Here is a 12241-nt window from a genome sequence, read left to right on the forward strand (position 1 = left end):
ACCGCCGTCGCGGCGGTCGCGGCCATGGCGCTGCTGCCTTCGGGCCAGGCGTCGGCCGCGTCCGGAGCAGCCGGCGCGAATCCCTCGTACCAGATCACCATCGGCGCGGTGAACAGCTTCGCCTACCCGGACGACACCCCGGCGTCGGCCTACCTCGACACCGACGGCTCGTTCCACTTCCAGGAGTCGTACTCGCTGTACGCCAAGACCGACCCGCGCGCCTGGGAGTTCTACAGCGGGACGAACTTCGACGACGCCACGCTGGACACCGGCCTGAGCAACGCCGTGAACCCGGCCAACTCCCAGGACGCCAACAACGACACCACCTGGCGCTGCAACAACAGCCCGACCGGGCTGGAGTCGACGTACATGAACAACGGCACCGGCTACTACTCGCAGCGCAACTACTGCGACCTGTCCGGCACCTGGGTCGACCCCGACACCGGTGACTGGTACGGCCTGGTGCACAACGAGTTCACACCGCAGCCCTTCGGCGACGGCCTGCACTACGACGCCATCGACTACGCCGTCTCGCACGACAAGGGCAAGACCTGGTCGATCCTCGGGCACGCGATCACCTCGCCGTACAGCACCACGCGCAACGACACCAAGGCCTTCCCCAACCAGACGTACGACTACGGCGACGGCGACCAGCGCCTGTTCGTGGACCCGGCGTCCGGCTACTTCTACGTGTTCTACGGCTCCCGCGTCGTCAACAAGCCGGGCACCAAGGGCACGCAGAACGGCGGCCTGGCGCACGTCGCACGCGCCCCGATCAGCGGCAAGATGGCCGCCGGGACCTGGCAGAAGTGGTACAACGGCAGCTGGTCGCAGCCCGGCATCGGCGGGCTGGAGAGCAACATGGAGCCGGTGGACGCCGCGAACCCGACCGGCTATACCGCCCCGAGCCACGACTACAACCCGGCCAACACAGGGACCGCCGACCAGCAGATGGCCGCGGGCACGCTGCCGACCAAGTCGCCGCTGTTCATCATGAACATCACCTACGACGCCTACCTGGGCCTGTACATCGGCGAGCCGGAGACGGTCGGGCAGACCGGCAAAGAGCCGCAGCAGTTCTACGCCACGGACAACCTGGCGACGCAGAAGTGGCATCTGATCGGCGACTCGGGCAGCTACGTGTCGGGGTCCTGGTACCGGTGGTTCGCGGACACCGCGAACAAGTGGAGCCCGACGATCGTCGGCAAGACCTTCCGCTCCTACTGTTCGATCGCGTGTGCGACCTCGGACGGGGAGTACGCGGACGTCACGATCGGTTCCTCGGCGCCGGCCAAGCCGGTGGTAGCACGGGGGCAGAACGTGGTCATCAACAGCGGGAACGGCCGGGTGCTGGCGCAGAGCGCGGGCAGCTCGCAGGTGACGTCGCTGGACGCGTACTACGGCTGGGCGCAGGCGGCGTGGACGATCGCGCCGACCGGTGACGGTTCGTACACCGTTGTGAACACGGTGACCGGGGACGCTCTCGGGGTGGACTCCTCGAAGACAGCTTCGCGGGCTTGGGGCACGGCGCCGTCGGCGACCCCGATCGGCGCGTCGGGGCCGAGCGTGGGCCAGGAGTGGTTCGCGGTGCCGGACACGTCCTCGCCGGGGTCGTACCGCCTGGTGAACCGGGACAGCGGTCTGGCGCTGGGCATGGCGTGGGACTCCTCGCGCTCGGCGGAGACCACGCCGGTGCGGTCGTGGACCGACACCTCCGGCAGCGCGGTCGGCGGCGGCCGGCAGCCCTCGGAGCAGACGCTGACGTTCACGCCGGCGCATCCGGCGCAGGGCCCGGAGGTAGTACATGTGCTAACACCGGGGAACCAGAGCGGCGTGGTCGGCACTGCGGTGAGCGTGCAGGTCAACGGCAGCGACTCCAAGGGCAAGGCACTGAGCTACTCGGCGACCGGCCTGCCCGCGGGCCTGTCGATCGACGCCGCCAGCGGCCTGATCAGCGGCACGCCGACGGAAATGGGGACGTCCCCAGTTACGGTGACCGCCTCTTCGGGACACGCCTCGGCGAGCGCCACGTTCACCTACGCGGTGAGCCCGAGGCCGGTGGACCTGTCCGGCGTGCACACGCTGACGGTGGCGGGGCAGGCGCTGCAGACGCCGAACGGTTCGAAGAACGGCGGCGACCAGCTGGTGACCGGCGCTGCGAGCGGTGCCACGAGCCAGTGGACCTTCACGCGGCAGTCGGACGGCAGCTACACCCTGACGAACGGCGACTCGGGGATGTGCGCGGACGACAACGGAGGTAACACGGCGCCGGGCACCGCGGTGATCCAGTGGTCGTGCACCAGTGCGGTGAACCAGCGTTGGAGGGCGACGCAGTTGCCGTCGGGGTTGTGGACGTTGAAGAACAACCACACGGGTCTGCTGATGACCGCGGCCTCGTCGAGCGCCGGCGCGCTGGTGACGCAGGAGGCGGACACCGGGTCGGCGCTTCAGCAGTGGACGCTGAGCTAGTCGACAGCAGCTCAGAGCTGGGGCCGCCGTGGGGATTCCTCGCGGCGGCCCCGGCGTTTTCCGGGCCGCGCGAAGTGTTGCATCCGCATGATGTTCAGGGCACGAACACGATGCGCCGCGCCGATTCCTCGGCCCAGGCCTCTTCGACGTCGGCCAGCGGGACGGTCCGGGCCTCGACGGGCAGGCCGCCGGAGGTGAGTCCGTCGGCGAGCGCCGGCAGCTCCGCGAGGTATTCGCGGGGGCCGATGGATCCCTGGCCGCTGCCGACGAACTGGAGCCGGACCGCGCGCAGCGCCGCTGACGGGATGGCGGCGGTGGGGCCGGCCGTCGAGCCGATCTCGATCCAGGTCAGCGGCTTGCGGGGGTCTTCGCGGCGGGTCACCAGGGCAACAAGGGCGTCGACGGCGGGCTGGCCCCACACGTAGTCGATCACGACGTCCGTCTCCGAGGCGGCCTTCGCGAGCTGCTCGGCGGTCTGCTCGGTGCCCAGCCGCACGGTCTCGGTGGCGCCGAGCGCGGGCAGCTCGGCCAGGGCCCGCGGGTCCCGGCCGGCGGCCACGACCCGGTTCGCGCCGAAGAGCTTCGCGATGCGCACGGCCATCCGCCCGGAGCTGCCGGTGGCGCCGGTGGCGCCGAGGATCAGCACGTCCTGGCCGGCCTGGAATTCGATGCGCCGGCGCAGCGCGACCCAGGCGCACATCGCCGGGTTCATCCCCGCTGCTACGACGACGGGGGCGGGCACGAGCGGGAGCTCGCCGGTGCTGGTGTAGTGCGAGCCGTTCGCCTGGGAACGCACCCGCGGCATCCTGCGCGACCGGCGCGTGCGGGTCACCGATTTGGCGCGCTACCTGGGGCTGGACTAGTCGAGCGTCTCAGGCCTGTCGACCGGGCGGTCAAGCGAGGCCTGCTCGAACGCTCACCGAACGCGCTGGACGGCCGGGCCGTGGACGTGCAGCTGGCGGCACAGGGCGCGGAGCTGGCCGCGATCGGCGCCGCCGAGGTCGCCGAGGCGCTCACGCCGCTGACCGGTGCCCTGACGGCGGGCGAGGTCCGGCGGCTGACCGCGCTGCTGGACCGCATGCTGGGCGTGCGGGAGATTTGGCGGTCGTTTCGACTCAACTCGGGGCCGCAATGGCGGGGCAGCGTACGCCCGGCAGCAGGCGGCGGCCGGCCCGGGCGCGGCAGGCGGCAGGCAGCAGGCGGCAGGCGGCAGCATGCGCGGGCGACGCGCGGCGTACGCAGGCGACGGGCGGTGAGCGCAGGTGGGCGGCGGGCGGCGGGCGGCGGGCGGCGGGCGGCGGGCGGCGGGCGGCGGGCGGCGGGCGGCGGGCGGCGGGCGCAGCGTAGGCGGCGGCTCGGCGTGAAGGTGCCCGGACCGGCTGGCGGTGGGGGTCTCCTTGCGCGGGCCGCTCGCGACGACTTTCATGCGCCGGCCTAGGTTTTTCGCCTCGTATGTAGCTCGGATGGGAACGCCGTTCAAAGTCAGGTGACCTTGGCCGGTGGGCCAGCGAGACTGACGCGATGACTGGTTCCGCATTGCCCCATGTGCTTCGACCACGTGCTCTGAAACCCGGGGACCTGGTGGTCGTCGCAGCACTGTCCGGCCCGCTGCCGGCCGAATACGAGCCCAATGTCGGGCAGGCGGTGGTCGTGCTCGAACGGATGGATGGGGTTCCGTGTGCGCCGGGCTCCGCTGCTGGAGGTAGGACGGAGCCGTTGGTGGAGCGCTGCCGCTCCGGCGGAGATCGCCGGGGAGCTCAATGCTCTGCTGCGTGATCCCGAGGTGCGGGCGATCGTCGCCAGTGACGGCGGTCAGACGGTGGTCTGCTACCTCGACCTGATCGATGTCGAGGCGATCCGGGCCGATCCCAAGCCGATCCTCGGCTACAGCGACCTCTCGCTGCTGCATCTGGCGATGTACGCCCGCACCGGCCTGGTCGGGTTCCATGCCGACATGGCCGCGCCGGGCTTCCGGGGGGCATTGGCAGTCGGCGACCGCCGCCCGGCAGGCCGAGCTGGAGCGGCTCTACTTCGGGCTGCTGACCGATGAGGAGGCCGTTGGTGCGCTGCCTGTGAGTGCGTCGTGGGAGTGCTGGCGTGCTGGTCGTGCCGAGGGGCGGTTGATCGGCGGGGTGATCAACCGCATCGCGTTGGTGCAGGCGACGGGTTTCGCGCTGCCGCTCGAAGCGTTCGATGGGGCTGTGCTGTTCTGGGAGGAGTTGGGCGGGCTGTCCTCGTACGTGTGGAGCTACCTGCAGGTGATGCGGCATGCCGGCATCCTCGATCGGATCGCGGGCATGGTCGTCGGTGTTCCGCAGGGGGTCGCCGGGCTCGGGCCCGGAGCATCGCCGACGTTGCGGGAGATCGTCCTGGACGTGCTCGGCGAGCGTGACATCCCGGTGCTGGGCAACGTCGAGGTCGGGCATGCCGGGCCTAATCTGCCGATGCCGGTCGGCGTGCGCGTGGGTCTGGACGCCGGGCAGCGGACGCTGTCGCTTCTCGAACCCGCAGTAGTGCACCCGCGGTAATGCGTCCGCGGTAGTACGACGTGGCTGGGCATGCCGAAGCCCTGGACCGGAGGGGATCGGTCCAGGGCTTCGGTTTTACTCGCGGAATCGCCTAGACGGCAGCCACAGCGACAGGGCGCTCCGCGGGCTCCAGGGCGAGGTCCAGGACCTCGCGCACGTCGCCGACCAGGTGCACGGTCAGCTTGTCCAGCACCTCGGCCGGGACGTCGTCCAGGTCGGGGCCGTTGCGCTTGGGCAGCAGCACGGTCGTGGCACCGGCCTGGTGCGCGGCCAGCAGCTTCTGCTTCACGCCACCGATCGGCAGGACCCGGCCGGTCAGGGACACCTCACCGGTCATCGCCACGTCCTTGCGGACCAGGCGGCCGCTCAGCAGCGAGGCCAGCGCGGTGGTCATCGTGACGCCGGCGCTCGGGCCGTCCTTGGGCTGGGCCCCGGCCGGCACGTGGACGTGCACCGCGCGCTTGCTGAGGTCGGCCACCGGCAGCTCCAGCTCGGCGCCGTGCGAGCGCAGGTAGCTCAGCGCGATCTGCGCCGACTCCTTCATCACGTCGCCCAGCTGGCCGGTCAGGGTCACGCCGGTGCCGCCGGTCTCCGGGTCGGACAGCGAGGCCTCGACGAACAGGACCTCGCCGCCGGCGCCGGTCACCGCCAGGCCCGTCGCCACGCCCGGCACGGCCAGGCGGTCGGCGGTCTCGGGGGTGTGGCGGGGACGGCCCAGGTAGTCCTTCAGGTTCTCGACCGTGATGGTGAGCTTGGCCTTCGAACCCTCGGGGGCGACCGCAGAGTCCTTCACCTCGGCCTCGGCCGAAGCCGGTGCGTCGGTGGAAGCGTCCGCAGTGTCCTGATCCAGAACCGGCGTCTGGCTTTTGGCGGCGGCTTCGGAGTCGGCCAGGGCCGTCTTCGCCGCGACCTTGCGCAGCACCCGGGAGATGGCGCGCTCCAGGTCGCGCACACCGGCTTCCCGCGTGTACTGCTGGGCCAGCAGCCGCAGCGCCTCGTCGTCGAACTCCACCTCGTCGACGGACAGCCCGGCGCGGTCGATCTGGCGCGGCAGCAGGTGGTCGCGGGCGATCAGGACCTTCTCGTCCTCGGTGTAGCCGTCCAGGCGCACCAGCTCCATGCGGTCCAGCAGCGGGCCGGGGATGGACTCCAGGACGTTGGCCGTGGCCAGGAACACCACGTCCGACAGGTCGAGCTCGACCTCCAGGTAGTGGTCGCGGAACGTGTGGTTCTGCGCCGGGTCCAAGACCTCCAGCAGGGCCGCCGTCGGGTCGCCGCGGTAGTCGGCGCCGACCTTGTCGATCTCGTCGAGCAGCACGACCGGGTTCATCGTGCCGGCGTCCTTGATCGCCCGGACGATGCGGCCCGGCAGCGCGCCGACGTAGGTACGCCGGTGACCGCGGATCTCCGCCTCGTCGCGCACGCCGCCCAGGGCGACGCGGACGAACTTGCGGCCCATGGCGCGCGCCACGGACTCCCCGAGGCTGGTCTTGCCGACGCCGGGCGGGCCGACCAGGGCCAGCACCGCGCCGGAGCGACGGCCGCCGACCAGCTCCAGGCCCTTGTCCTGCCGCTTCTTTCGCACGGCCAGGTACTCGACGATGCGCTCCTTGACGTCGTCCAGGCCGGCGTGGTCGGCGTCCAGGACGGCGCGGGCGCCGGCGATGTCGTAGGAGTCCTCGGAGCGCTCGCTCCAGGGCATCTCCAGGACGGTGTCCAGCCAGGTGCGGATCCAGCCGGCCTCGGGGTTCTGGTCCCCGGAGCGCTCCAGCTTGTCCACTTCCTTCAGCGCCGCCTCGCGGACCTTGTCGGGAAGGTCAGCGGTCTCGACGCGGGAGCGGTAGTCCTCCTCCTCGGAGGCCTCCTTGCCGTCGAGCTCGGCCAGTTCCTTGCGGATCGCGGAGAGCTGGCGGCGGAGCAGAAATTCGCGCTGCTGCTTCTCCAGGCCGTCCTCGACGTCCTTGCGGATGGTCTCGCTGACGTCCAGTTCCACCAGGTGTTCGCGGCCCCAGGTCAGCAGCTTCTCCAGCCGCTCGTCGACGCTGAGCGTCTCCAGCAGCTCGACCTTCTGCACGGCCTTCAGGTACGGGGCGTAGCCGGCGGAGTCGGCCAGCTGCGAGGGGTCGGAGATCTGCTGCACCATGTCGACGACCTGGAAGGCCTCGCGGTGCTGCAGGATCTGGATGGCCAGGTCCTTGTACTCCTTGGCCAGCTCGCGGGTCTTGGCGGTGATCGGCGGCTCCTCGAGCACGATCGCCTCGACCCACAGGGCGGCACCGGGACCGGTGGTCCCGACGCCGATGGTGGCCCGGTTGGTGCCGCGCACGACGGCGACCATGCGCCCGGAGCCGGCCATCCGGCCGGTCTGCTCGATGATGCCCACCACGCCGGACTTGGCGTAGGTGCCGTCCAGCCGCGGCACGAGCAGCACCTGCGGCTTGCCCCCGCGGGTGGGGCCGTTGGCGGCGGCGTCGACGGCCGCGCGGGTCTCGGAGTCGGACAAATCCAGCGGCACGACCATGCCCGGCAGGACGACGGCGTCGTCCAGCGGGATGACCGGGAAGGCCTTGGTCGCGCCGGTCATGTTCTCACTCATTCGCTGTGGCTCCCTACAAGAAGTAAGTTGAGTCTGACTCACTCAATGTCTGTGAGCCGACTGGTGTTCCCGGGGAGCTGTTCGCTGTGAGCGATCGACGGGATGGGATGGGATTCCGGCTGGTCAGGAGGCCTTTCGAGGCGATGGGGCGATCGCCCGGAGCGCAACGGCCGATAACCGGAACGCAGCATCCGACTGGGTTGAAGGCATGCCGCACTCCACACCTGCCGCTTACGACGCGATCGCCGACTGGTACGAGGCGGAGTTCCTCGCCGCCCAGGCCAACGCTGAGCACCTCCCTGTCGGAACGCATACCCTCGACGCGGTGATCGCGGTCATGGTGCACACCGATATGCCGGGCTTCGCACAGGGTCGTCGCCGAAGCCACAAGAGTTCTGCGACCTGGCGGAACGCTCATCCACGTCGACGTCCATCCCTGTTTCTGCGGCGGCTTCGCCGACCGGACCGACCCCGAAGCCACTGCGCGCCGGCAAACCAAGGCGCTAAGGGGTTATCGGTGGCAGCGCAGCGCGGGGCCGAACACGATGGAGTGATGGGGAGAACGGTGGCCGAGGCGGCGCGGGAGTACGAACGACTCGTCGCGGGATTGGCCGGACAGATGATCGTCGGCGTCGACTACTTCGTGCTGTGCGGTGGCGAGGACGGCACCGAGCCCGAGGACTGGGACCGCGGCGGCTGGCACGAGCCGACGATGGGCGTCGAGCTGCTGATGGCCGACGGCGAGAAGTACTCGGCGGTCTGGGACCACACCTTCGACTACTACGGGATCGAGCTGTACCGCTCGCCGATCACCGATCATGTGCGCACCACCGAGAACGGGGGTACGACGGCACGGTGCGCGCTCACGGGGAATCCGGCGTGGGCCGGGATCGTGTCGGAGCCGATTGAGTCCTCGACGATCCAGTGGCTGACGGACGAGCCGCATTCGGCGGCCGTCGTTCCGCTGGCGATCCGTCTTCGTACGGCGAAGGGGCAGGTGTGGATCGGTGTCGGCGTGCTTGCCGGCCTCACGCCGGATGACCGGTTCCGCCTGGCCACCGACGACGTCTTCGTCGCCTTCGGCCCGGAGTCCGAGCCGGTCCGGCAGCTTCGCGAGCTGGGTCCTCAGGCCATGAACTGATCGTGCCGCGCGTAAAGCTCGGTCCACTCCTGCTCCGACAGCTGCCGCCCCTCGCCCCGGATCGCCGCCAGTTCCTCGAAGTACGGCTCGCGCGGCGCGCCGGGTGCGAACAGCACCAGCATCGAGGCCGCCTCGCCGGAGGTGTTGGCGAAGCTGTGGACGCCGCCGGGCGGCACGAACAGGTAGTCGCCCGCGCTCGCCTCGCGCCAGGTGTCGCCGTCGTACAGGGCGACGCTGCCGTCCAGGATGAAGAACGCCTCGGAGAAGGTCTTGTGGAAGTGGCCTGACGAGGCCGCCGGCTTCGGTGTTCCCGGGAGCATGTCTCAGCGGTACAGGCCGTACCGGCCTTCGGTGCTCTGGCCGGTCGACAGCAGGCTGACGCGTGAGGCGGTGCCGATGTTCAGCTCGGGGTCGGCGTCGGCGGTGCGGAAGGTGGCGCTGACTTCGCCCCGGTCGGCGAAGTAGCGGGGTGAGGGGTAGGTCATGGCCCGAACACTACGGGCGGCTTCCGGGCGGAGGTAGGGCCGATCATGGCCTGCGCGACTGGGCCACTCGCCGCCGAGCACCCACCGGGCACCGGCAGGCACCGGCAGGCACCGGCGAAATCGCGCCGAATACTGAGACGGATATCCCGCGATATTGACGTTCACTGAGTTGTGATGTCATTCTCAGAACATGAGACGCGCCACCATTCTCGTGGCTCGCCGTCACGTCGATCTGCGCCGGACCGCGAGCGCGATCTGTCCTGCGTGCGGGTGAGGCCGCTTCGCCCTTGAGCTGGGCTTGAGGCATCCTCCAGAGGCATTAGTTTCTGCCTCCGAAATATTCGGAGTCCATTTTTCTCCGCCACCGAAGAATCCCATTCCGGGGAGCACTCTCATGCCCGCACGCAATCCACGCCGGCTCCATCTGAACGCATTCCTTCACGCCCCCGGCCACCACGACGCCGCCTGGCGCCATCCGGACAGCGGGGGCCACCGGGCCCTGGACGTCGACTACCACATCGAGCTCGCCCGGACCGCCGAGCGCGGGTTGTTCGACGCCGTCTTCCTCGGGGACAGCCTGGCGGTGCGCAGCCGGCCCGACGCGACCGTGGCCGCCGGGCTGGAGCCGCTGACGCTGCTGACCGCGCTGGCCACCGCCACCGAGCACATCGGCCTGATCGCCACCGCCTCGACCACCTTCTACGAGCCCTACATCCTGGCGCGCACCCTGGCCTCGCTGGACCACATCTCGCACGGCCGCGCCGGCTGGAACGTGGCCGCCGGAGGTGATCTGGCCGAGGCCGCGAACTTCAACCTGGACGAGCCGGTCGAGCGCGCGGTGCGCTACGAGCGCGCGGCGGAGTTCCTGGACGTCACCACGCAGCTGTGGGACAGCTGGGCCGACGACGCCGTCGTGCACGACCGCCGCGCCGGCCGCTACGCCGACCCCGAGCGCATCCGCGAGGTGGAGCACACCGGCCTGTTCTTCAAGGTCCGGGGACCGCTGAACGTCCAGCGCACGCCCCAGGGCTGGCCGCTGCTGGTGCACTCGGCCTCCTCGGCCGTCGGCCAGGAGTTCGCGGCGCGCTACGCCGAAGTGGTTCTCACCGCCCAGCAGAACCTCGGTGACGCCGCGGCGTTCGCGCTGGAGGTGAAGTCGCGGGCCGCCGCCTACGGCCGGGAGGCGGACGTCCCGGTCATCATGCCGGGCATCGCCCCGGTCGTCGGCTCCACGGAGGCCGAGGCGCGGCGCCTGGCCCGGGAGCTGAGCGAGTTGCAGCTGGTGGAGCCCGGGGTGAGCCAGCTGTCGGACCTGCTGGACGTCGACGTGGCGGGGCTCGAGCCCGACCGGCCGATCCCCGCCGGGCTGCTGCCGCGCGAGGAGGAACTGGCCGACCACCGATTCGCCGGCTCCTGGTCGACGATACAGATCACCGATCTGGCGATCCGGGAGCGGCTGACGGTCCGGCAGATCGTCGCGCGCCTGAGCGGCGGACGCGGCTACCGCACGGTGGTCGGCACGCCCGAGCAGATCGCCGACTCGATGCAGGAGTGGTCGCAGGCCGGGGCCGCCGACGGCTTCACCGTCGCGCCGCCGATCCTGCCGGGCGGACTGGCCTCTTTCGTCGACCAGGTGGTGCCGGTGCTACAACGACGAGGTCTGTTCCGCACCGAGTACGACCTGGGCACATTGCGGGAGCGGTTCGGGGTGGAGCGTCCGGAGGATCATTTCCCCGAGCGCGCGACGGCTCCTGTGCGGCGGCCGACGCTGGCCCGCGTCTAACAATCGTGTTCTGAATAACCACCGATTCAGGTGTATTGAATCAGGTGTATTGAATACAGACTCCGCGTCCTGACACTGCCGGCAGGACGCGGACCCGCCGGGGTGGCTGAGCTGTGGGAGGATCGGCCGCCCCGGCGCCTTCGGGCTGAATACCGGTATCGGGGTCACACCGGCGGTTTGACCAGGCCGTAGCTCACCGCGCACGCCGCAGCCTGAAGCCGGGAGTTCACGCTCAGCGGCGGTGCGCCGAATTCCTGGGTGGGCCGCCGCACGGTCACCGCGTGTCGGACTAATACGGGGTCGTAGTACCCGGTGCCAGGGCGTGCAGCGGTCCGGCGTCCTCCTCGCTGGTCAGCCCAAGCAGCTTCGAGTGGCTCTTGCTGCGGCGCTGAAACACGGCGCGCGCCGGGGAAGTGGTTCCCCGGCGCGCGCCGTCGTGGCTGTGCTGGTGTGGTTGTGCTGGTGTGGCTACAGCGGGAGCTTGCGGAAGATCGGGCGCGGCACGTGGCGCAGGCCGGACATCACGTAGCGGAAGGCGCCGGGGGCCCAGACGGTGTGCGAGCCGCGGCGCAGGCCGGTGATGATGGCGTCGGCGACCGCGTCGGGGGTGGTGGCCAGCGGGGCCTTCTCCATGCCGTGGGTCATCTTCGTGTCGACGAAGCCGGGGCGGACGACCATCACGTGCACGCCGGTGCCGACCAGGCTGTCGCCCAGGCCCTGGGCGAAGGCGTCGAGGCCGGCCTTGGAGGAGCCGTAGATGAAGTTGGACCTGCGGGCGCGCTCGCCGGCCACCGAGGACAGGACCACGAGGGCGCCGTGTCCCTGCTTCTTCAGCGCCTGGGCCACGACGATGCCGCTGGAGACGGCGCCGGTGTAGTTCACGTGGGCGACGGCGGCGGCGCGGGCCGGGTCCTTCTCGTCCTCGGTCTGGTCGCCGAGGACGCCGAAGGCCATCAGGACCACGTCGATGTCGCCGCCGGCGAAGACCTGGGACAGCACCTTGTCGTGGTCGTCGGTGGCGGCGGCGTCGAAGGCGACCACGTCGACGTCGGCGCCGAGCTTGCGCAGTTCGGCGGCGTTGTCCTCCAGGCGCTGGGAGGGGCGGCCGGCCAGGAAGATCTTCTTGGTGCGGGCGGCGGCCATCTTGCGGGCCGTGGCCATGGCGATGTCCGAGGAGCCGCCGAGCACCAGTAGTGACTGGGCCGCGCCCAGGGAGTCCTTCATATCCGTTGTTCCAAT

The 12241-nt window shown here is 70.5% G+C and carries 10 protein-coding genes and 1 pseudogene; 7 read left to right on the forward strand and 4 right to left on the reverse strand.

Annotation, left to right across the window (positions count from 1 at the left end; genetic code table 11):
* Positions 1-24 precede the first annotated feature (24 nt).
* Positions 25-2469: an RICIN domain-containing protein gene (locus tag ABH926_RS33275; RefSeq protein WP_370369931.1), complete on the forward strand. Its 2445-nt coding sequence runs from the start codon at positions 25-27 to the stop codon at positions 2467-2469.
* A gap of 94 nt (positions 2470-2563) precedes the next feature.
* On the opposite strand, the gene ABH926_RS33280 is transcribed toward ABH926_RS33275, so the two are convergent.
* A complete protein-coding gene (locus tag ABH926_RS33280; protein ID WP_370369890.1) occupies positions 2564-3265 on the reverse strand; it encodes a zinc-binding dehydrogenase in 702 nt (233 codons plus the stop codon).
* A 147-nt stretch (positions 3266-3412) separates the two neighbouring features.
* Between ABH926_RS33280 and ABH926_RS33285 the strand changes: the two genes are divergently transcribed.
* The 3 genes from ABH926_RS33285 (at position 3413) to ABH926_RS33295 (ending at position 4997) form a co-directional block, all read left to right on the forward strand.
* The gene (locus ABH926_RS33285; RefSeq protein WP_370369891.1) at positions 3413-3907 is read left to right on the forward strand and encodes a hypothetical protein; all 495 of its coding nucleotides are present in this window, start codon (positions 3413-3415) and stop codon (positions 3905-3907) included.
* A 228-nt stretch (positions 3908-4135) separates the two neighbouring features.
* Positions 4136-4519 (forward strand): LD-carboxypeptidase, encoded by a 384-nt coding sequence (locus ABH926_RS33290; protein WP_370369892.1) that lies wholly within the window; start codon positions 4136-4138, stop codon positions 4517-4519.
* 82 nt (positions 4520-4601) lie between these two features.
* Positions 4602-4997, forward strand: coding sequence for a hypothetical protein (locus ABH926_RS33295; protein WP_370369894.1), 396 nt, complete (start codon positions 4602-4604; stop codon positions 4995-4997).
* A gap of 91 nt (positions 4998-5088) precedes the next feature.
* Here ABH926_RS33295 and lon read toward each other — a convergent pair whose 3' ends face one another.
* Entirely contained in the window at positions 5089-7593 is a 2505-nt protein-coding gene (gene lon, locus ABH926_RS33300) for an endopeptidase La (protein ID WP_370369895.1), read from the reverse strand.
* Positions 7594-8146: 553 nt separating this feature from the next.
* On the opposite strand from lon, the gene ABH926_RS33305 reads away from it, so the two are divergent.
* Entirely contained in the window at positions 8147-8734 is a 588-nt protein-coding gene (locus tag ABH926_RS33305) for a hypothetical protein (RefSeq protein ID WP_370369896.1), read from the forward strand.
* Here ABH926_RS33305 and ABH926_RS33310 read toward each other — a convergent pair.
* Positions 8719-9219: pseudogene (locus ABH926_RS33310) on the reverse strand (cupin domain-containing protein). The gene ABH926_RS33305 and the pseudogene ABH926_RS33310 sit on opposite strands and share 16 nt — an antisense overlap.
* Before the next feature lie 190 nt (positions 9220-9409).
* On the opposite strand from ABH926_RS33310, the gene ABH926_RS33315 reads away from it, so the two are divergent.
* On the forward strand, positions 9410-9493 hold the full coding sequence (locus ABH926_RS33315) for a putative leader peptide (protein WP_370369932.1): 84 nt from the start codon (positions 9410-9412) through the stop codon (positions 9491-9493).
* A gap of 120 nt (positions 9494-9613) precedes the next feature.
* Entirely contained in the window at positions 9614-11002 is a 1389-nt protein-coding gene (locus ABH926_RS33320; protein WP_370369897.1) for an LLM class flavin-dependent oxidoreductase, read from the forward strand.
* A gap of 468 nt (positions 11003-11470) precedes the next feature.
* Here the strand turns inward: ABH926_RS33320 and ABH926_RS33325 are convergent, their stop codons facing one another.
* Positions 11471-12226 (reverse strand): decaprenylphospho-beta-D-erythro-pentofuranosid-2-ulose 2-reductase, encoded by a 756-nt coding sequence (locus tag ABH926_RS33325; protein ID WP_370369898.1) that lies wholly within the window; start codon positions 12224-12226, stop codon positions 11471-11473.
* Between the last annotated feature and the right edge of the window lie 15 nt (positions 12227-12241).

Source organism: Catenulispora sp. GP43 (assembly GCF_041260665.1).
GTDB lineage: Bacteria > Actinomycetota > Actinomycetes > Streptomycetales > Catenulisporaceae > Catenulispora.

Excerpts from the sequence above, each read along its gene's own strand:
- ABH926_RS33275 (WP_370369931.1), top strand. The coding sequence starts at position 25 with ATGGCGCTGCTGCCTTCGGGCCAGGCGTCGGCCGCGTCCGGAGCAGCC.
- ABH926_RS33290 (WP_370369892.1), top strand. The coding sequence starts at position 4,136 with ATGGGGTTCCGTGTGCGCCGGGCTCCGCTGCTGGAGGTAGGACGGAGC.
- lon (WP_370369895.1), bottom strand. The coding sequence starts at position 7,593 with ATGAGTGAGAACATGACCGGCGCGACCAAGGCCTTCCCGGTCATCCCG.
- ABH926_RS33305 (WP_370369896.1), top strand. The coding sequence starts at position 8,147 with ATGGGGAGAACGGTGGCCGAGGCGGCGCGGGAGTACGAACGACTCGTC.
- ABH926_RS33315 (WP_370369932.1), top strand. The coding sequence starts at position 9,410 with ATGAGACGCGCCACCATTCTCGTGGCTCGCCGTCACGTCGATCTGCGC.
- ABH926_RS33320 (WP_370369897.1), top strand. The coding sequence starts at position 9,614 with ATGCCCGCACGCAATCCACGCCGGCTCCATCTGAACGCATTCCTTCAC.
- ABH926_RS33325 (WP_370369898.1), bottom strand. The coding sequence starts at position 12,226 with ATGAAGGACTCCCTGGGCGCGGCCCAGTCACTACTGGTGCTCGGCGGC.